This is a genomic window from Halomonas sp. Cn5-12 (assembly GCF_021532545.1).
GTDB lineage: Bacteria > Pseudomonadota > Gammaproteobacteria > Pseudomonadales > Halomonadaceae > Vreelandella > Vreelandella aquamarina.
Genome location: NZ_JAKGAY010000005.1, coordinates 87987 through 107725, shown reverse-complemented (window position 1 = coordinate 107725; position 19739 = coordinate 87987). Strand labels below are relative to the sequence as shown.

General features: G+C 56.6%; 14 protein-coding genes, 2 tRNA genes and 1 pseudogene. 13 read left to right on the top strand and 4 right to left on the bottom strand.

Annotation, left to right across the window (positions count from 1 at the left end; genetic code table 11):
- Positions 1-88: 88 nt before the first annotated feature.
- The 7 genes and pseudogenes from L1249_RS04830 to L1249_RS04800 all read left to right on the top strand — a co-directional run bounded on the left by L1249_RS04830 (position 89) and on the right by L1249_RS04800 (position 10477).
- Positions 89-790, top strand: a complete 702-nt coding sequence (locus L1249_RS04830) for an outer membrane protein (protein ID WP_323133902.1) — start codon at positions 89-91, stop codon at positions 788-790.
- Between the two features lie 177 nt (positions 791-967).
- A pseudogene (locus tag L1249_RS04825) lies at positions 968-1251 on the top strand (FUSC family membrane protein); the annotation flags it as partial.
- Between the two features lie 242 nt (positions 1252-1493).
- The gene (locus L1249_RS04820; RefSeq protein WP_137093217.1) at positions 1494-3449 is read left to right on the top strand and encodes a sigma 54-interacting transcriptional regulator; all 1956 of its coding nucleotides are present in this window, start codon (positions 1494-1496) and stop codon (positions 3447-3449) included.
- A gap of 149 nt (positions 3450-3598) precedes the next feature.
- Positions 3599-5056, top strand: coding sequence for a TolC family outer membrane protein (locus L1249_RS04815; RefSeq protein ID WP_172416007.1), 1458 nt, complete (start codon positions 3599-3601; stop codon positions 5054-5056).
- A gap of 65 nt (positions 5057-5121) precedes the next feature.
- Positions 5122-6399 (top strand): efflux RND transporter periplasmic adaptor subunit, encoded by a 1278-nt coding sequence (locus L1249_RS04810; protein WP_172416008.1) that lies wholly within the window; start codon positions 5122-5124, stop codon positions 6397-6399.
- Entirely contained in the window at positions 6399-9587 is a 3189-nt protein-coding gene (locus L1249_RS04805) for an efflux RND transporter permease subunit (RefSeq protein WP_172416009.1), read from the top strand. The genes L1249_RS04810 and L1249_RS04805 overlap by 1 nt, the downstream gene beginning before the upstream one ends.
- A 215-nt stretch (positions 9588-9802) precedes the next feature.
- On the top strand, positions 9803-10477 hold the full coding sequence (locus tag L1249_RS04800; protein WP_044627889.1) for a hypothetical protein: 675 nt from the start codon (positions 9803-9805) through the stop codon (positions 10475-10477).
- 9 nt (positions 10478-10486) lie between these two features.
- On the opposite strand, the gene L1249_RS04795 is transcribed toward L1249_RS04800, so the two are convergent.
- Together L1249_RS04795 and L1249_RS04790 are read right to left on the bottom strand one after the other, a co-directional pair.
- Positions 10487-11410 carry an alpha/beta fold hydrolase gene (locus L1249_RS04795; RefSeq protein WP_054640937.1) on the bottom strand — a complete coding sequence of 308 codons (924 nt, stop codon included), beginning with the start codon at positions 11408-11410 and terminating at the stop codon, positions 10487-10489.
- A 71-nt stretch (positions 11411-11481) separates the two neighbouring features.
- Positions 11482-12093, bottom strand: coding sequence for a TetR family transcriptional regulator (locus L1249_RS04790; protein ID WP_054640938.1), 612 nt, complete (start codon positions 12091-12093; stop codon positions 11482-11484).
- Positions 12094-12336: 243 nt separating this feature from the next.
- Between L1249_RS04790 and L1249_RS04785 the strand changes: the two genes are divergently transcribed.
- Both L1249_RS04785 and L1249_RS04780 read left to right on the top strand, forming a co-directional pair.
- A complete protein-coding gene (locus L1249_RS04785) occupies positions 12337-13368 on the top strand; it encodes a succinylglutamate desuccinylase/aspartoacylase family protein (RefSeq protein ID WP_044627886.1) in 1032 nt (343 codons plus the stop codon).
- 181 nt (positions 13369-13549) lie between these two features.
- The gene (locus L1249_RS04780; RefSeq protein WP_054640939.1) at positions 13550-15004 is read left to right on the top strand and encodes a catalase; all 1455 of its coding nucleotides are present in this window, start codon (positions 13550-13552) and stop codon (positions 15002-15004) included.
- Between the two features lie 91 nt (positions 15005-15095).
- On the opposite strand, the gene dusA is transcribed toward L1249_RS04780, so the two are convergent.
- Positions 15096-16115 carry a tRNA dihydrouridine(20/20a) synthase DusA gene (gene dusA / locus L1249_RS04775; protein ID WP_058576956.1) on the bottom strand — a complete coding sequence of 340 codons (1020 nt, stop codon included), beginning with the start codon at positions 16113-16115 and terminating at the stop codon, positions 15096-15098.
- 395 nt (positions 16116-16510) lie between these two features.
- Here dusA and L1249_RS04770 point away from each other — a divergent pair, with 395 nt between their 5' ends.
- Positions 16511-17089 carry a hypothetical protein gene (locus tag L1249_RS04770; protein WP_137093207.1) on the top strand — a complete coding sequence of 193 codons (579 nt, stop codon included), beginning with the start codon at positions 16511-16513 and terminating at the stop codon, positions 17087-17089.
- 19 nt (positions 17090-17108) lie between these two features.
- Here L1249_RS04770 and L1249_RS04765 read toward each other — a convergent pair whose 3' ends face one another.
- Positions 17109-17633: a helix-turn-helix domain-containing protein gene (locus tag L1249_RS04765; protein ID WP_044627838.1), complete on the bottom strand. Its 525-nt coding sequence runs from the start codon at positions 17631-17633 to the stop codon at positions 17109-17111.
- Positions 17634-17920: 287 nt separating this feature from the next.
- Between L1249_RS04765 and gltX the strand changes: the two genes are divergently transcribed.
- The 3 genes from gltX (at position 17921) to L1249_RS04750 (ending at position 19731) form a co-directional block, all read left to right on the top strand.
- Positions 17921-19399 carry a glutamate--tRNA ligase gene (gltX, locus tag L1249_RS04760; RefSeq protein WP_044627837.1) on the top strand — a complete coding sequence of 493 codons (1479 nt, stop codon included), beginning with the start codon at positions 17921-17923 and terminating at the stop codon, positions 19397-19399.
- 129 nt (positions 19400-19528) lie between these two features.
- Positions 19529-19604 (top strand) — tRNA-Ala (locus L1249_RS04755).
- 51 nt (positions 19605-19655) lie between these two features.
- Positions 19656-19731 (top strand) — tRNA-Glu (locus L1249_RS04750).
- The last annotated feature ends 8 nt before the right edge of the window (positions 19732-19739 follow it).

Here is a 19739-nt window from a genome sequence, read left to right as displayed (position 1 = left end):
TATAACTCTAATTAAAATTATAATGCTGGCTCCCATCAAGGGTTTGTATTTATGTATTTCAGTACACTAGGGAACTAAAAATGAAAGCATCAAGCATCAAGCATCAAGCATCAAGCATCAAGCATCAAGCATCAAGCATAAGCTCGCTCTTCTGACCTCCGCCGCGTTTCTAGCCGGTGCCTCTTCCGCTGCCATGGCGGCTCCGCAGTTCTATGCCGGTGCTCAAGCCGGTTACCAAAATATTGATGTGGAAGAAACATCTTCAAATAACTGGAGCTCTGTGTCCACAGACTATTCTGGTACTGGACTGGCGGGTGGCATTTTTGCTGGTGCTAAATTCGATATTACCCCTGAATTCTATTTGGCTCCTGAGCTCAACTTCGGTTATAGCAACGCTGATGGCGGTGAGAGTTACAGTAGTGGAGGCTTCAGTTCTTCCGCTGAGGTTGAAGCCAAGCAGACCTATGGTCTCGCCGCTTTGGCCGGTTACAACATTACCGACGCCACCAGCGTCTACGGTCGTTTGGGTTATCAGTGGACCAAGTTTGAAGCAACATATAGCGAAAGCGGCATCGGAGTCCCATCCTTCTCTGAAAGTGAGAGCAAAACGTTCGGTGGCGTTCGTGTTGGCGTAGGCATGGAGACCGCAGTCGCCGAAAACGTTGCGCTACGCCTGGATTGGTCCTACACCGACTACTCCAGCGAATCATTTGATGATGGGTTCGGCGGTACCCTGACCTACGATCCGACTGAAAGCCTTTTCCAGGTAGGCGTCGCGTTCAAGTTCTAACCGACTGCGCTGATTTCGATCCCATTTTTGCCCGGCGTCGGTTTGACCGCCGGGCTTTTTGCGCTTGCTCATAGCGCCGTGCTGTCACCTGTCCTTAATTACTGGCCGAACCGCCCGCTACATAAGGCTGCTATCGGATAGAATGGCCGTGGTCACTCAACGATACGTGTGGGCTTTATTTCGCTTTCGCTTTCGCTGCGGCGTTTGTGGACGCTGGACAAGTTCGCTTACAGCCTGCGCGGCTCCGCTCGCTGATCGTGACCCTGCTCTGTTTCAGCGCTGCCTCGTTGATCGTGCACTGGCTGTTTCCCTGGCCGTGGCTGTTTGCCCTGGGTCTGGGCGTGGCGACCTTTGTGCTGATCATGCTGGGTGCCATCGGTCAGCGCTACGCCACCATTGCGTCGGGTGCGCTGATCCTGTCGCTTTACATCATGATTAGCATCGGTCAGCAGAGTGGTGTTGCGCCGGAGGAGAGCTGGGCGCTACTTAGTAGATAGCGACTTACGTGCCATAACGTCTTGTTTTGGATTTAATTGCATAAAATCAAATGTTTACTATTTTGGTTGGCGGCATTTTTTGAATAGCAAAAACTCACGAAATTTCGTTAATAACGATATTTCGTTGTTTAAATAACGAAAGTTCGTGATTGGCCCGTTGTTTGTATGGAGTAAGCGACATCCTGCTGGCAAATGAGGAGCCTGCGATGCACGCTGCCACCCTGAAAGATGATGCTCACCCGACCTTAACGCTGATGGCGCACCACACGCCGCTGGCCATGGTGATTATTGACCCGCTCAGCGACCGGTTAATTGACGCTAATACAGCGGCGTGCCAACTGCTGCTGATTCATGAGCAGCCGCTTACGACCCCTTTTAGCCACCGTTTAAGCGCTTCATTGCCGCTATGGGTCAGCTTTACCGATGAGGTGCTGACCACCGGCCAAGGATGGTCGGATGATTTGGTGCTGCTGGATAGCGTGCGCCAGCCTCGCCATGTTGAGGTCTATGGGAAACGCTTACACGACTCCTCAAAGCTGTTGCTGACGGTGATTGATCGCAATAAAGCCGAGCAGCGCCGCGCTAAGGCGGAGCTTAGCCGCCAGCACCGCCAGGGGGAGGTGGGTTGGCAGCGAGTCGAGCAGGTGTTCGAGCGAATCGAAAAGCAGAACCAGCTGATTCTAAGCGCCGCCGGGGAGGGTATTTACGGCTTGGATGCGGAGGGTAAAACGACCTTCGTTAATCCAGCCGCTGAGCGCATTCTCGGCTGGAGCACCGAGGATATGGTGGGTCATGATGCGCATTTAATGTTTCACCACACCCACGCCGATGGTAGCCACTTTCCGGTACAGCAGTGCCCTATTCACGCCTCGTTTAGCGATGGCCAGGTGCACCATGTGGATGACGAAGTGTTCTGGCATAAAAATGGCGAGGCCATTCCCGTGGAGTACACCAGCACACCGATTTTTGAAATGGGCCGATTAGTGGGAGCGGTGGTCCTGTTTCGCGATATTCGCGAGCGTAAGCGCGCCGAACAGCAGCTGCGCGATGCGCTGGAAGAGGTGGAGTCGCTCAAACGCCGGTTGGAACTTGAGAACCAGTACCTGCAAGAAGAGATTAAGGCCGAAGTGAACCACCGCAATATCGTCGGCAACAGCCCGGCGGTGGCCAAGCTGACTCAGCAGATTGCCATGGTCGCGCCGACCAGCGCTAACGTGCTGATTAGCGGCGAGTCAGGTACTGGCAAAGAACTGATTGCCCGGGCAATTCACGCAGGTAGTACTCGCAGCGACCGGCCGTTGATCCGCGTGAACTGTGCCGCGATTCCCCGTGACCTCTTCGAGAGTGAGTTCTTCGGTCACGTGAAAGGCGCTTTTACCGGCGCGGTGCAGGACCGTCCGGGACGCTTTGAATTGGCCCATGGCGGCACGCTGTTCCTGGATGAAGTAGGGGAAATCCCATTAGAACTGCAGAGCAAGCTGCTGCGCGTATTGCAGGATCAGCAGTTCGAGCGGGTGGGGGATAATCGTACCCGCGAAGTGGATGTGCGGGTGATTGCGGCGACCAATCGTGAGTTAAAAGAGATGATCGATGCCGGGCAGTTTCGCGAAGATCTCTACTTCCGATTGAACGTCTTTCCCATCGACTCCGTTCCACTGCGCAAACGCATCGAAGACGTGCCGCTGCTGGCCCGCCACTTCTTACATCGCGCCTGCCTGAAGTTCAACAAACCTGGGGTACGAATACCGCCTGCGCAACTTGATGTCCTCACGCGTTATCCCTGGCCCGGCAATATTCGCGAGTTGGAGAACGTCATCGAGCGTCAGGTAATCGTGACGCAAGATCAGCGGCTCTCTTTCGATGACCTTTTGTTGGTAGAGCCACTATCTCGTCACACGGCGTTCAACGAAACGTCGCACGATAGTAGCGAGTTGCCCGACCACCTGCTCACCGAGCAAGCGCTGTGCCATCAGCAGCGGTGCAATGCACTAAAAGCGTTGAAAGCCGCAAACGGAAAGGTGTCTGGGGCGGGAGGGGCGGCGGAACTGTTAGGGATGAAACCGACGACGCTGACCTCACGGCTACAGAAATGGGGCGTCGATCCGCGGCAATATCGCCAGCGTGGTCGCAAAAGTGCGCCCACCAACGATGCTTTGGACTAAGGTAAGGAAGGATCCGCTTGACATCAGTGTTGTACACACAAATCAGGCAACTTCAAGTCTAGCATACATACATGAATGTAACTATAATGCCACTCTTTCATAATGGTGCCGTGCTGCGCCGTCTTACGTTGACACCTAGAGGCAATCCCATGCGACTAGCACACTGGGCAGTCAATGCCCCCTTTCGCCCCCTGTTGTTAGCAGTGCTCACGTCTTCTTTTATCCTGCCAGCTCAAGCGGCGGATCTTGTGACCATCACCCGTGATGCGCTGAACAACAATGCGGCATTGGCATCAGCCCGGTCAGAGTTTTCCGGTGTAGAAGCGGCGCGAGACGTAGCGCGGGGTGGGTTGCTGCCCCAGGTGAATGCCTCCGGTAGCGCCACGCATAACGAGCAGTTTGAGAGCCAGGGGGCTGCCCGTAACACAGGCGCAGGTGGTGGTGATGACAGCTACAACACCGTTTCATTAACGCTGGAAGCCACGCAAGCGCTGTTCAATGCCGTGACGCGCCAGGAAGTAACTCAGGCAGAGCGCCAGATTGATCAACAGGTTTATTTGCTGGCTGCCACCGAACAGCAGCTGCTGATTGATGTGGCCAGCGCCTACTTCGATATCTTGCGTGCCTATGAAGTGTTGGAAGCACGGCTAGCCCAAGAGCGTGCCATCGGACGCCAGTTGGAGCAGGCTCGTGAGCAGTTTGAGGTGGGCTTGATTGCGATCACCGAGGTGGAAGAGGCGCGGGCGAGCTTCGACCAGTCCCGGGCGGACCGTATTGCCGCAGAGAGCAACCTCCAGGTAGCCTTTGAGGTGTTGGAGCAACTTACCGGCCAGCGCTATGCCAGCATCGAGGCGCTCGGTGACAGCATGCCCATCGCGGTGCCTTCTCCCACCGATCGTAACTACTGGGTTGAGCAAGCCATTGAGCGTAACCCCCAGGTGCTCGCCCAGCAGGCGGGTATTGAAGTGTCCCGCGTGGGTGTCGAGCTGGCGCGTGCTGGCCGCCTGCCCACAGTACAAGCGTTTGCCAACTATCAGTACGCTGACAGCGATAGCGAGCTGGTCAGCGGTTACGTGACCTCCGCTCAGGTCGGTGTGTCTGCAGGTGTGTCTGCAAACGTGCCGATCTATACCGGTGGCAGCACCAGCGCCAGCATTCGACAAGGCACTTTCCAATTGGAGAGCAGCCAGTACGACTTCGAGTCTCAGCGCCGCACTACGATTCAACAGGTTCGCTCGCTCTATACCCAGGTCAGCAACAACGTCGAAACGGTCGAAGCGCGCCAGCAGGCCATCGTGTCCAACCGCAGCGCCCTGGAAGCGACCCGCGCGGGTTACGAAGTGGGTACGCGCAATATCGTCGACGTGCTCAATGCCGAGCAAAGCCTCTATAACGCCATCGCCAATTATGCCGAGGCGCGTTACGACTATGTCGTGAATCTGCTGTCGCTGCGTCAGCAGGCAGGGCTGCTCGATGTCGAGGCCATCGAAGAAGTGAACGCGTGGCTCACCGGCGAGGACATCCACTTTATCCTACCGGAAAGCAATGAGCCCGACGCGTATCAGCGTGCAATGGATATTGGTGCACCGCCCACTCCAGGTGCTTGACGTACGCTGTGCATGCCTTCTTGGCGATCAGTCAATGTTTAGAAAAATGAATGGGAATTCGACGCATGAAAAGAGTGATTCACTTAGGTAGAGCGAGTCTAGTGACGCTGATCGCCGCGTTAGCGCTCACGGCGTGTGGACAGGAGCAGCCACAGGAGCAGCAAAGCCAGCAGCAGGAAGCGCCGCCCCACCCGGTGGAGGTCACTGAGATAGCGCGTCGGGACATACCGCTGGATAAATCCTACCCCTCGCTGTTGCGCAGCGATATTGAAGTGACGCTCGTGGCACGCGTCAGCGGCTTTTTGGAAGAGCGCCACTTCGAACCCGGGCAAATGGTCGAGGAGGGAGATCGCCTCTACACCATCGAGCCGGACTTGTACCAGGCCACGGTGAACCAGCGTGAAGCAGACCTGCAGAGCGCCCGGGCAGAGCTGGCACGCGCCCAGCGGGATGCGCAGCGTTTCGAGCAGCTGCTGAGCCAGAACTCGGTCAGCCGCCAGCAGTACGACCAGGCGCTGGCAGAGCAGCGGGTCGCGCAGGCCAGCGTGGCACAGGCGGAAGCCGCACTCACCAGTGCCAATCTGGACCTGGGATACTCCAACGTCACCGCGCCCGTGTCGGGCATGATCAGCTTGAGCCAGATCAACGTGGGCAACTTGGTGACGTCGGGCACCGAGCTTGCCACGATCACGCCTCTGGATCCGCTGGAAGTGCGCTTTCAGCTACCCCAGCGTGATGCCTTCGAGCTGCGTCGTCAGCTGGCCGACAGCGCCGGTGACATGTCCTCCATTACCGCCCATCTCAGCGTGCCCGGGTTAGCGGGTAGCGCCGGTGGTGAGCTGGCGGGCCGCCTGAATTTCCTCGGTTCCCGCGTGGATACCGGCACCAGTACGGTGCAAGCATCGGCCACGTTCGACAACCCTGACGGGGAAGTACTGCCGGGCCAGTTCGTGCGCGTACGCCTTGAAGGCCTGAAGCGCTTCGACGTCATGGCGGTGCCTGAAATTGCCGTTACCCAAGGGTTGATGGGCCCTCGTGTCTTCGTGCTGGACGACGAAAGCAAGGCGCGTGAGCGGACGGTTCAACTGGGCGATGTGGCTGGTCCCTGGCAGATCATCCTGGATGGCCTGGAGCCTGGCGAGCGCGTTGTGGTAGGTGACCCGGCGGGTATCGAGCCGGGCATGGAGATCGACCCGGTGCGTTTCGATGGCGATGCAGAACAGCTGGTCGATGACGTGGAAGAAGCCGAAGCGCAGGAGCAGCAGGAGCAGGCCGAAGCGGCTGCCGAGATGTCCGAAGGCGCCGGTGATGCGCCCGCGGAAGGGGAAGAGGGTGCCCAATAATGAATTTCTCTAACTTCTTTATCAGTCGTCCGATATTCGCCACGGTGCTGGCGATTATCCTGACGCTGGTAGGCGCGATGGCGATGCGGATATTGCCCATCGAGCAGTATCCCAGCGTGGTGCCGCCTACGGTCTCGGTACAGGCGCAGTTCCCCGGTGCCGATGCGGAGACCGTGGCACAAACCGTGGCCGCGCCCCTGGCGGAAGCCATCAACGGCGTGGAGGACATGCTGTACATGACCTCCAACAGCGCCGATAATGGCACCATGAGCCTGAGCGTGGCGTTCAACATCGGCACCGATGGTGATATCAACACGATCAACGTTAACAACCGCGTGCAGGGGGCCCTGTCCCAGTTGCCAGAGGCCGTTCAGTCTCAGGGTGTCACCGTGGAGCTGCGTTCCGACTCCATTCTGATGCTGGTGGCGCTGACCTCGCCCAGCGGTGACTACAACAACGTCTACATGCAGAACTATGCCACGCTCAACATTCTCGATGAGCTGCGCCAGGTGCCTGGGGTGGGCAACGCCGAGGTGCTGGGGGGCGGCGAGTTTGCCATGCGGATATGGATGGATCCCGACAAGCTGGCCCAGTACGACCTGACCCCGAGCGAAGTGGCCAGTGCCATTCGCGCTCAGAACACCGAAATTCCGGCCGGTAATCTTGCCGCGACGCCCCAGAGCGAGCCGCGTGCCTATACCTACACCATTACCGCTGGCGGGCGTCTTTCCAGCCCGGATGATTTCCGTAACATCTTCCTGCGCACCAATGCCGATGGCTCTTCACTGCGCCTGGAAGACGTGGCGCGGATCGAGCTGGGCGCCTCTTTCTACGGCGTGGATGCGCGGTTGAACGGCGCGACCATGACGCCCATCATCATCAACCAGCAGCCGGGCGCCAACGCGCTGGAGACGGCCAACTCGGTTCGGGCGACCATGGAAGATCTGGCTGAACGCTTCCCGCCGGGGCTCGAGTACGTGACGCCTTACGATACGACGCTGTTCATCGATGCGTCCGTCGAGACGGTGCTCAAGACGTTCATCGAAGCGTTCCTGATCGTTATCGTGATTCTGTTTATCTTCCTGCAGAACTGGCGCTTTACCGTCATCGCGATGTCGGTGGTGCCGGTGTCGGTGATTGGTACCTTTGCGGGCTTCTATCTGTTCGATTTCTCGATCAACCTGTTGACGCTGTTCGCGCTGGTGCTGTCGATCGGTATCGTGGTGGATGACGCGATTCTGGTGGTGGAGAACGTCGAGCGGGTGCTCAGCGAAGAGGACGATATCAGCGTTCGCGATGCCACCATTCGCGCCATGAAAGAGGTCGGTGGGCCGGTCATCGCCACGTCGTTGATCATGGCGGCGGTGTTCGTGCCGGTCGCCTTCATGGGCGGCTTCACGGGCCAGATCTACCAGCAGTTCGCGATTACCGTGGCGATCTCGGTGGCGTTGTCGGCGCTGATGGCACTGACCTTCACCCCGGCGCTGTCCGCGATCTTCATCAAGCACAACCTGCACAAGACCCGTCAGTCCGCTTTCAAGCGTGCGATTACCACGCCGCTGCGCCTGTTCGATCGTTTCTTCGCAGGCTTCACGGCGCTCTACATGTGGTTCGTGAAGAAGCTGGTGCGCTTCTGGGTGCTGGCGCTGGCGCTGACTGTGGCAGTAGGGGCGGGCTCTTATTGGCTGTATGCCAATACGCCCTCGACACTGGTGCCCGAGACCGACCAGGGGATCGTGCTGGCGAGTATCTCCTTGCCGGATGCTGCCTCGCTGAGCCGTACCCAGGCATACATGGCGGAGCTGAGCGAGCAGATCGAAGCGATTCCAGGGGTCGAGTACTCTTCTGCGGTGGCGGGCTATGACATTCTGTCCAGCGCGGTGAATACCGCACGCGGCATCATGTTCATCAACATGAAGCCATGGGCGGAGCGTGAGCTCACTGCCAATGAGCTGGTTGGCCGCATCATGCAGCTGGGTGCCAGTATCGATGGCGGTTCGGCGATGGCCTTCAACGTGCCGCCGATCATGGGGCTATCCACCACGGGTGGTTTCACCGGTTACCTGCAGTCGTTCGATGGTGCCTCCACCCGTGAGCTGTATGAAGCTTCGCTGAAAATCATGCAGGCCGCGAATCAGCACCCTGTGCTTAACCGAGTGTTCAGTACGTTTAACGTGAACGTGCCCTCTTACCGGGCGGAGATCGACCAGCAAAAAGCGCTCAGCTACGGCGTCGCGCTTGAGAATATCAATTCGGCGCTGGCGAACACCTTTGGTAACGGGTTCGTGAACTACTTCAGCTACCAAAACCGTAACTTCCAGGTGTACTTGCAGAACGAAGACGAGTTCCGTAAAACGCCGGAAGACGTCAACAACGTCTACGTGCGCGGCGGTAATGGCGAGCGTATCCCGCTCTCTGAGTTCGTGACCCTTGAGCGCCAAACGGGGCCTGCGGTGGTGTCACGGTTTGGGGTCTACGCGGGGGCCCAGTTCCAGGGTAACCCGGCACCGGGCTACAGCTCGGCCCAAGCCATCGAGGCCATGGAAGAAGTGGTGCAAGAGACGCTGGGCGATAACTGGGGCATGGGCTGGACCGGAACGGCGTATCAGGAGTCCAACCTGGGTAATACCGCAACACTTGCGATTGTGTTCGGTATTCTGATGGTGTTCTTGATTCTAGCGGCGCAGTACGAGAGCTGGTCGCTGCCGCTGGCGGTACTTACCGCAACGCCCTTTGCTTTCCTTGGCGGCATCGCGGGTATCGTGCTACGCGGATTGGATACCAGTGTCTACGTGCAGATCGGCATGCTGGTGGTGGTTGGCCTGGCGGCGAAGAACGCTATCTTGATCGTCGAGTTTGCCGAGCTGCAGCGTAAAGAGCAGGGTAAGTCGATTCGCGAAGCGGCGATTACCGCCGCAGAGCTGCGCTTCCGGCCAATCGTCATGACCTCGCTGGCGTTTATCTTCGGCACTTTGCCGTTGGCGCTGGCGACCGGCGCAAGTGACGTGAGTAGCCACCATATCGGTACCACAGTGGCGATGGGTATGGCGTCAGTGGCGATTCTGGGCAGCCTGTTTATTCCCAGCTTCTACGCCATGATCGCGTCGGTCTCGGATTGGCTCTACCGCAAGCGCCATCCGAACCAGGATCGCCAAGAGCAAGCGGAGCTTGGCCACGATAACGCTTAAGCGTTCTTGCTAGGCCTACGACGGGCGCCCTTTAACAGGGCGCCCGTTTTTTGTATGGGGGCCTGACACGAGTCAAATGAAGGACTTCATAAGCCGATAAGATGCGCTACGCTAGTAGAGACCACCGTTTTCAGCTTGTGCTAATAAACGCTAATAAATAAAGCTTAGGTCAGGCGAAAACAACACTGGGCAATATGCCTGGAGGAGAACACGCCATGCAAACTCTCATATCGGCTGCTCTGCAGTTTCCTACCATCGTATTTACCTTCCTGTTGGCGCTGATCGCGCTCTATTGGCTGCTGGTACTCATTCGACTAGCCCCTCTAGAGCTTTTCGAGCGCGACAGCTTACGCGATGATCATATGGCCAGCACGTTGGTATCGCTTGGGTTTGCCGGGGTTCCCGCCACGCTGGCGCTCAGCTTCTTGATGCTCATTGCCGGTGCGTTATCACTAGCCGTCGAGCTGCTCGCTCTGCGATGGATGCCGCTTGGATTGCTCAGGGTGCCGGTCGGGGTGTTGGTCGTGTGGGCTGCGCTCGCGGTAGCTTCCCCCATCGCTGCCGCTTTATGCCATGCGCTGCAGCGTGCGCTGCACCGTTATCAACCCTTCAAACGTCGCTGTCTGCTGGGCGCTACCGTCGTGGTGGCAGAGCGCCAAAACGACGAATCTGCCAGCGCTACGCTGCTCAATGAGCCCAGCAGTACGGTCACATTGCACTGTAAAGCCGGGGACTGCCCGCAGCCGGGTGAGCGCCGTGTGTTGGTGAAGTATCTAGCTAAGGAAGGGGCATACCGCAGCGTGCTAGAGCAGCACTATCTGGATACACGGGTGCGTATCAATAAGCTTCGTTTGCAGCACAAGCAGCATCCTAACGGATACTCCACCTAACGGCTGCCTTCAGCGATGAAACCAGCGCTGCCACTGTCTCGTCAGCCAGGTCAATAGGGTGGGCGCAGCGGTGGCGGCCCGTTCGCGATGTGTGCGTGCAGGCGCGTCGAGGAAGTGGCGTATGGGCGTGACCTGTTCGGGCGTGTTGAGCATCGGAGCGTGGCCGCATCCTGTGACGGTCAAGGTCGTCAAGGTAGGCTGGACCTCGGCCATCTTGGGTAGCGTCTCGGCATCCAATAGGGTCGATGTCTCTCCGCGAATCACCATCAGCGGGCAGCGAATGTTGGCCCAGTCGGCCCAGGTGTCTCTGGGTGTGTCGTGGATAAACTGTTCGCCGATACGCGGGTCGAAGTGGTAGGTCCAATTACCGTCGGGTAGGCGGCGAGCGCTGTTCAAGGCCAGCTCTCGCCACTCCTCCTCGCAGGTGATACCAAAACTGGCGTAATGCTGGGTAAGTTCTGCTTTTAAGTCGGCAAAGTTGTTGAACCGATGTATCACGCCAAAGTAGCTCGACAGGGCGATCAGACCCTCTTTATTCAGCTCGGGCCCCACGTCGTTGAGTATCAGCCGTGAAATGCGCGAGCGGTGCTGTGTGTCTGCTGCGATCAACATGCCCAGCAGGCCGCCCATGGACGTCCCCAGCCAGTCCACCTGGTCGAGCTCGTAATGATCCAGCAACGCAACGGCAATGGTGATGTAGTGACTGTAGAGATAGTCATGGGCGGGAAACAGCGACCAGCTGGAGAGTCCGCGACCCGGAGTGTCTGGGGCGATGATGCGCCACTCGCTGCCCAGCTCTCTCGCCAGCGCGGCGAAATCACCGCCGTGGCGGGCAAGCCCGTGCCAAGCGATCAGAGTGCGCGTTGCTTTTGGGTTCCAAATGCGTACGGCCACGTCCAACTCGCGCACGCGGATAAATTCCAAAGCATCCATACTGGGCTCCTTTCATGAGATAGCTCCAGTATAGGCGATTTGTTGCAGTGCAACAGAGAAGGAAAGTCATCTCAGCGGTGGAGCATGGCCATTAAAGCGTCAATCAACACTCCGCCGCGCTCGCGTAGGGAAAACGCATCGGGATTACGTAGCCAGTCGTGAAACAGGCCGCCAAGAGTAGACTGCATGAGCCTCGTGGCAATCTCCGGTGTTATATCATCGCGTAATAGCTGCTGCTGTTGGGCGAGCTGAAACACCAGAAGCATCTCGTCGAAGCATTCTTCGGCAATTTCATCCTGCATTTCGATGGGATTGATGTCGCTAAAGAACTCACAGCGATGCAGCAGAATCGATAGGATGCGCTGGTGAGAGGGCTGCTCCAAACGGTTCAGGCCCGCATGGCAGGCAAGACGGATGGCATCGAGTGGTGATACCGTGGGGTCGGCGTTATTGACCTCTTCCATCAACGACTGAAATGGCATGCGCACCCGCTGTACCAGCGCCATGAAGAGGTCACCCTTGTTTTTGAAGTGCCAATAAACGGCACCTCGGGTAAGGCCAGCATGGCGAGCAATTTGCTCCAATGACGTGCGCGCAACGCCTTTTGCGAAAAACACCTCTTCAGCAGCATCCAACAGCGCTTCGCGAGTTGCCGCAGCCTCCGCTTTGGTTTTTCTTGCCATGAAACCATTACCTCACTCTCGATACACAATGGCGTTATTTTATCTGATGTGGTGCCTTTTTACATTCAAAACTGTATGGATAATGGGTCTAAGTTGATAATCTAGGTTATCAAGCACGTTACTTAATGGTTGGAAACGGATATGATTTCATTTTGAAACGCTGTTTTAAAACCTTTCAAAGCCCTGGCGCCACTTAGAAATGGCGTATCAGGCTATGTCTCCCTGCATGTATAAGGAATGGCCATGGCGCGAGCTCCTTTCTCCCTCGCTGGGCATACCGTGATGCCTGGGCAACGTTTACAGATCGACGTGCCGGTGGCGCGCCTGTATACCCATACGCCGCTGCATATTCCGGTCGAAGTGGTTCATGGCCGCAAAGAGGGGCCGGTAATGTTAGTGTGTGGAGGGATTCATGGCGATGAGATCAATGGTGTGGAGATCGTCCGCCGTTTGCTGCGCTCGAAGACGATCAATAGCCTACGTGGTACGCTGATTGCGGTGCCGGTGGTCAATGTTTTCGGCTTTCTCCAACAGACGCGTTACCTGCCTGACCGTCGCGACTTGAACCGCTGTTTTCCTGGTAGCGAAAAAGGTTCGCTGGGCGGCCGAATCGCGGCGCTGTTTCGCGATGAGATCGTTGATCACGCCACCCATATCATTGACCTGCATACCGGCGCCCTTCACCGCACGAACTTGCCGCAAATCCGTGCACAGCTAAGTACGGGCAGCGAAACCGAGCGCATGGCAGACGCCTTTGGTGCGCCGGTTATTTTGAATGCGGAACTACGTGAGGGCAGCCTGCGTCATTACGCCCAAAGCCGCGGTATTCCGGTGCTCACCTATGAGGCGGGTGAAGCGCTGCGCTTCGATGAATGGGCCATTGTCCCAGGGGTGCAAGGCGTGCTGCGCGTCATGCGCCGCTTGGGCATGCTCACAGGCGAGCAGCGTCGCCGTGCCCCGGCTCCGGCCGAACTGGCCAATGGCTCAAGCTGGGCGCGCGCACCCATCGACGGTATCTTGCGCCCCAAGGTGCGCTTGGGGGCGCGAGTGGCCAAAGGCGAGGTGCTTGGCAAAGTGGCAGATCCATTCGGCAACGATGAAGACGAAGTGCGCGCCATGGCGGACGGCATTGTCATCGGCATGAGCCGCTTACCGCTTGCCAACGAAGGAGAGGCGCTTTACCACATTGCCCGTTTCGACGAGATCGAAGAAGCCGAGACAGCCATCGAAAGCTTCCAGTCCAGCCTGACGCCTCCACCAGACGCGCTGTATTGACGTTACTTCTATAGCTATCAACTATTAAAGCAATATCCCTATAACCAGCGCCATGGATGGCGCGACGCTGGCTTGTTGACTATACCTGTATGGGGCCGTCTTAGCTTACGTTAAAAAGCAGTAGCGGTGATTTTCAGTGGTACAGACCGTGCCATGTCGAGTGTGACAAGGAGGAAGAGCAATGAGCAGTGGTAGCCAGCATCCCACCACCAATGAAGCAGGTATTCCGGTAGCGAGCGATGAGCATTCGCTGTCGGTAGGCGCGGATGGTCCGATCGTGATGCACGATCACTACCTGATGGAGCAAATGGCGGCGTTTAACCGGGAAATGATTCCCGATCGGCAGCCCCATGCGAAAGGCAGTGGCGCTTTTGGTCACTTCGAAATCACTCAAGACGTTAGCCAATACACCAAAGCAAAATTTCTGCAGCCAGGCGCGAAGACCGATGTCCTCATTCGCTTTTCCACTGTAGCAGGGGAGAGCGGTAGCCCGGATACATGGCGCGATCCGCGCGGCTTCTCGATCAAGTTCTACACCGAAGAAGGTAACTTCGACATGGTGGGTAACAACACCCCCGTGTTCTTTGTTCGCGACCCAATGAAGTTCCAGCACTTTATCCATTCCCAAAAGCGTCGCGCCGATAATGGCTTGCGCGACCACGACATGCAGTGGGATTTTTGGACGCTGGTGCCTGAATCTGCTCACCAAGTGGCTTGGCTCATGGGCGACCGCGGCGTTCCCGCCACCTGGCGGCACATGAACGGCTACTCCAGCCATACCTATATGTGGGTAAACGCAGAAGGCGAGCGGTTTTGGGTGAAGTATCACTTTAAAACCGATCAAGGTATCAAATGCATGACCCAGGAACAGGCTGACCAGATGGCTGGCAGCGATGCGGATTACCACCGCCGCGACCTGTTTGAGGCGATCAAGCGCGGGGATTACCCCACCTGGACGCTGCACATGCAGATCATGCCGTTTGAGGATGCCAAGACCTACCGCGTTAATCCCTTCGATCTGACCAAGGTGTGGTCACACAAAGATTACCCCTTGATCGAAGTGGGTAAACTGACGCTCGACCGTAACCCTACCGATTTCCATAGCGAAATCGAGCAGGCCGCGTTCGAACCCAACAACATGGTGCCCGGCACCGGGCTGTCGCCGGATAAAATGCTCTTGGCTCGTTCTATTTCCTACGCCGATGCCCACCGTGCGCGGTTAGGGGTGAACTACAAGCATATTCCGGTTAATACGCCCAAGAGCCCCGTGCATAGCTATACCCAGGGCGGCGCGATGCGCATTCGTCACTCTACCGACCCGGTGTACACGCCCAATAGCAAAGGCGGCCCCAAGGCAGATGGGCAGCGTTACCCGGAAGATGCGGTGTGGTCGACGGATGGGCAATTCGTACGCACCGCGTACACGCTGCGCAAAGATGACGACGACTGGAGCCAAGCGCACACCCTGGTGCGTGAGGTGATGGACGATGCCCAGCGTGACCGGTTGGTTTCCAACGTGGTGGGGCACCTTTCCGGTGGCGTCACCGAGCCGGTGCTGGAGCGCGCGTTTGAGTATTGGCGCAACATCGATCAAGAAGTAGGCGAGCGTATTGAGCAAGGCGTTCGCGCGCAGTAGCCTCCCAAAAGAAAACGCCCAACGATAAAATCGCTGGGCGTTCGTTAAACCGCCAGCCTGTTGGTCGTTAGGTCACGGGCTGGCGGTTTGTTTACTCGTCGAGAGGCTCCGCTTCGAACTCAGGCTCACGAACCAAGCCGAGCGCATCATCAAACAAGCGTAAGCCTGCACCCTCTTTATGTGCGTGCTCCGAGAGATGACGACGGAACCGACGCCCGCCAGGGCAGCCCTGAAAAAGCCCCAGCAAGTGGCGAGTGATATGGTTCAGCTTGGCACCTTCATCCAACCGCTGCTGAATGTATGGGCGAAACGCCGTGGCCGCTTCCAAGCGTGTACGCACCGGGCCCGGCTCGCCAAAGAGCTGCTCATCCACGCCTGCCAATAACCACGGATTTTGGTACGCCTCACGACCCACCATCACGCTATCCACCTGCACAAGTTGCGCTTGGCACTCCGCCAGGGTTTTAATCCCGCCGTTGATACCAATATGCAGCTCAGGATGGCTCTGCTTTAGCCGGTGCACTCTTGGGTAATTCAGCGGCGGAATATCGCGATTCTCTTTCGGCGATAGCCCCTGAAGCCACGCCTTGCGGGCGTGCACGGTAAATACTTCACAGCCTGCTGAGGCCACAATATCAATAAACCGCGCTAAATCCGCGTCTTCATCCTGGTCATCAATACCAATACGGCACTTCACCGTGACCGGAATCGACACCGCCGCCTGCATGGCCTTCACCGCCGCCGCCACTTTTTCGGGATGGCCCATCAGGCACGCGCCAATCATATTGTTCTGCACCCGGTCGCTGGGGCAGCCAACGTTTAAGTTGACCTCATCATAGCCCCACGCCTGCGCAATCGCTGCGCACTCCGCCAGCTCACCCGCATCGCTGCCCCCCAACTGCAAAGCAATCGGATGCTCCACCTCGCTATAGCCCAAAAAGCGCTCGCGAGGGGAGCCGTGCAGTACCGCACCGGTGGTCACCATCTCGGTATATAGCAGCGCCCGCTTGGTTAACGTGCGTGCGAAGGCACGGTAATCTCGGGTCGTCCAATCCATCATCGGGGCGACGGAGAATCGGCGTGCCATGTCTGCTGGGCTTTGTTTCTTCATATCAATCACTTGCATCATAAGATGCTATCTATAAGTCATGCTCTATGTACCACTAATGTACTAATAGCAAGTTTCTTGCCGTGTAGCGAAAAGCGGTGGTGCACCATGGCTATGTATTCGAAGGGGCATCGTTGACGTGCGATTGTACGCAAGAAGCTATGAACAGTACAAAGCTAAGCTATCTCTGTACGACTGTTGAGGTCCTAACACTGTGGACCCCATTGGAGAGGCATGGCGTCTCTAAGAAGGGGTGAGGGGTCTGTCTCAATTATCGCGCAGCCCTCATCAGCTCTTATAAACCCCTGCATCACTTTGCGTATTTTGTGGTCAAAAGCGGTATGGTGAGAGCCCGAGAGAGGCAGCATTACGCCTATTACAGAAGATGAGGAGTCATTATGGGGAAAACGCTAGGTTATGTTGGCGTGGCGTTAGTGGGTACCCTGCTGTTGTACGGCTGTAGCGGGCCTGAGGAAGAGGTCGCACAACACCAGCCACACTCAGTGGCCGAAGAGCGTGCTTCTGAACCTGAGCCGCCTGCACAACAGGTTGAGCCGCTCAATGTAATGATTTTAACCGCTGCTTTTTTACGTCCAGACCGGCGTTTGATGGTGGAAGGCGAAACCAATCTGCCAAATGATGCCCAGCTACAAGTAGTGGTAGAGCGAGAAATTAGCCGCGTACGCTGGCAAGAGCGTACACGTGTGGTGAATGGTAAATTTGAAGCTGGCCCACTAGGCTCTGGCAGTGGCTTACCGGATGGCAGTTATCTTGTCACCGTGCAGTTAGGCGAAGCTGCCGTTCAGCCAGAAAGCGTGCAGGCGCGCATTGGTACCCAGGGTGAATACTTGGCGGGAGAGCTCATCAGCCAGTCCCGCCATGGGTTAGGGCAGGTAGCCACCTACTCGCGCCGTTTCTTGGTAGGCAGTGAACCAAGACGGACCCGCGACCAGGTGGACGTTATTGAGGACAAGTAGGGATGGGGAGGTAGATGCTTTAGGCAGGACACCAGTGTGCTAACAACACCGCATGAATCGAGGTGTCAGTGGGCGCTTTGGAGAAGTGCTCAATGACAAATCGGCCATCACGCTGGATGAGATAGTGGCCTGCTTTATGAAACACATGCGTTGGGCCAAGCAACAGCAAATCACCAGAGGCTACTGGTGAAAAATCCGTTTCTTTGCCAGGGGTGGCCATCACGCAAGGTGCTTTCCAGTCAATCTTCAACGGCAGATGATGCGGTACGGTAATGGTCGTTGCCTGAACCTGTTCCCAGGGGAGGGGACCAGTATGGGTCAGGGTCAACAGTTGAGGCGCACTGTCACCTTCCAAAAGGGTCGCCAGCGAGCAATCAAGGGCATCGGCGAGCGCCACTAAGCGCTCGTGGCCGATCTGTTTGATCGCCCCGGACTCCCAGTAAGAAATGGTGACATCTGACACGCCAACTTTACGAGCAAGGGCAGCTTTGTTGAGCTTGGCCCTAAGCCGCAGTTGCTTGATACGTGAGCCTAGCGATTCCATTTCATTTTCCTATCGATGAGCTAAATCAGCTCGTTGAATGTACTTCCGCCCGTTAAGACGGCGCTCTGATCATGCAGAGAAAGGTGCAACCCATTCTCATTTATGAACACGAATCATAGGTACTACACCATACTAAGCGATTGTGCTTTAACGCGCATCTTCCTATCTATGTTCTGAGAGCTTTCGATCAGACGCTTTTAAGTCAAACTCGTTCCCTTTCCAATGCTGTTGGTTGTTCTTAGGGTGCGTATAATGGCGCCACGCTTAACTGCTAAAGGGAACTGTTGATGACCGTACGTACTCGTATCGCGCCTTCTCCTACTGGAGACCCTCATGTAGGCACGGCCTATATTGCACTGTTTAATCTCTGCTTTGCTCGCCAGCACGGCGGTCAGTTCATTTTGCGTATTGAAGACACCGATCAAGTACGCTCCACTCCTGAGTCAGAGCAGATGATTCTCGACTCATTGCGTTGGTTGGGGCTTGAGTGGGATGAAGGCCCGGATGTAGGTGGTCCCCACGGGCCGTATCGGCAAAGCGAGAGGGGCGATATTTATGCGAAGTATGCCCAGCAGTTGCTAGACGCCGGGCATGCCTTTAAGTGTTACCGCACCAGCGAAGAGCTTGATGAGCTGCGCGAGTCACGCAAAGAGGCAGGCCTGCATTTGGCATTGAAGCCAACTGATTTAGCCCTGGACGCAGAAGAGCAATCACGTCGTGAGCAGGAAAGCTGGCCCTATGTGATTCGTATGAACGTGCCCAGCGAAGGCGTGTGCGTGGTTAGCGATATGCTGCGCGGTACGATTGAAGTGGATTGGGCGCAGGTTGATGCTCAGATTCTGATGAAATCAGATGGTATGCCTACGTACCACTTAGCTAACGTGGTGGACGATCATTTAATGGGCATTACCCACGTGCTGCGTGGTGAAGAGTGGATCAATTCCGCGCCGAAGCATCAACTGCTGTATGAGTACTTTGGTTGGGAAATGCCGCAGCTTTGCCATATGCCGCTGCTGCGTAACCCGGATAAGTCCAAGCTCTCCAAGCGTAAAAACCCAACGTCGATCAATTACTATCGCCGCATGGGCTTTTTACCCCAGGCCGTGACCAATTACCTGGGCCGTATGGGTTGGTCGATGCCTGATGAGCGTGAAAAATTCAGCTTGTCAGAGATGATGGCAGAATTTGATATTCAGCGTGTCTCACTCGGCGGGCCCGTGTTCGACCTAGAGAAATTGACGTGGTTGAACGGTGTTTATATCCGTGAAGACTTGGACGACGACGCACTGCTGCAGGCGCTGCGTGAGTGGGCGTTCAATGATGCCTACGTGAAGCAGATTTTGCCGCAAGTCCGCCCTCGGGTAGAAACGCTCTCCCAGGTTGTTCCGCTGGCGGGCCACTTTTTCTCTGGCTTGCCCACAATCACTAAAGATGATTTTGACAGCGTGAAGCTGGACAACGAAGAGCTAGTGAAGCTGCTGCAGTTCCTGGTATGGCGCTTTGAAGGCGTCTCTGCTTGGCATAAAGAAGCGTTGCTGGAGGAAGTCAAAAGTCTGGCAGAGTACTTTGAGCTAAAAATGAAGGCCTTCCTGGCACCAGTGTTTATTGCCATTACAGGCAGTACCTCAAGCACCTCGGTGATGGATGCGATGGCTATTCTTGGCTCTGACGTGACGCGTGCACGGCTTCGCCATGCGATTGCCGTATTGGGTGGCGTGTCCAAAAAGCAGGCGAAGCGGTTTGAAAAAGAGTACCGCGATCTGTAATTGACCCCTGCTATGAAAATGGAGAGAGCGTCGCGCGGTCTAGTTATGAACGCGTGGCGTTTTCTTCGGGAAATAGGCTTGACGAAGATCAGGCGAATCAGTAATATACGCTCCGTCTTCGCGACATGTGGGGCCTTAGCTCAGCTGGGAGAGCGCAACACTGGCAGTGTTGAGGTCAGCGGTTCGATCCCGCTAGGCTCCACCAATATCAGTAGCACTGATGTTGCCTTGTCAAAGATGCTTCCAGGTTAGATACGTCCCATTCGTCTAGTGGTCTAGGACACCGCCCTTTCACGGCGGTAACAGGGGTTCGAACCCCCTATGGGACGCCACCTCATAT

Bases quoted from the DNA above. Each gene is read 5' to 3' on its own strand.
- L1249_RS04820 (WP_137093217.1), top strand. From the start codon at position 1,494: ATGCACGCTGCCACCCTGAAAGATGATGCTCACCCGACCTTAACGCTG.
- L1249_RS04815 (WP_172416007.1), top strand. From the start codon at position 3,599: ATGCGACTAGCACACTGGGCAGTCAATGCCCCCTTTCGCCCCCTGTTG.
- L1249_RS04810 (WP_172416008.1), top strand. From the start codon at position 5,122: ATGAAAAGAGTGATTCACTTAGGTAGAGCGAGTCTAGTGACGCTGATC.
- L1249_RS04805 (WP_172416009.1), top strand. From the start codon at position 6,399: ATGAATTTCTCTAACTTCTTTATCAGTCGTCCGATATTCGCCACGGTG.
- L1249_RS04800 (WP_044627889.1), top strand. From the start codon at position 9,803: ATGCAAACTCTCATATCGGCTGCTCTGCAGTTTCCTACCATCGTATTT.
- L1249_RS04795 (WP_054640937.1), bottom strand. From the start codon at position 11,410: ATGGATGCTTTGGAATTTATCCGCGTGCGCGAGTTGGACGTGGCCGTA.
- L1249_RS04790 (WP_054640938.1), bottom strand. From the start codon at position 12,093: ATGGCAAGAAAAACCAAAGCGGAGGCTGCGGCAACTCGCGAAGCGCTG.
- L1249_RS04785 (WP_044627886.1), top strand. From the start codon at position 12,337: ATGGCGCGAGCTCCTTTCTCCCTCGCTGGGCATACCGTGATGCCTGGG.
- L1249_RS04780 (WP_054640939.1), top strand. From the start codon at position 13,550: ATGAGCAGTGGTAGCCAGCATCCCACCACCAATGAAGCAGGTATTCCG.
- dusA (WP_058576956.1), bottom strand. From the start codon at position 16,115: ATGAAGAAACAAAGCCCAGCAGACATGGCACGCCGATTCTCCGTCGCC.
- L1249_RS04770 (WP_137093207.1), top strand. From the start codon at position 16,511: ATGGGGAAAACGCTAGGTTATGTTGGCGTGGCGTTAGTGGGTACCCTG.
- L1249_RS04765 (WP_044627838.1), bottom strand. From the start codon at position 17,633: ATGGAATCGCTAGGCTCACGTATCAAGCAACTGCGGCTTAGGGCCAAG.
- gltX (WP_044627837.1), top strand. From the start codon at position 17,921: ATGACCGTACGTACTCGTATCGCGCCTTCTCCTACTGGAGACCCTCAT.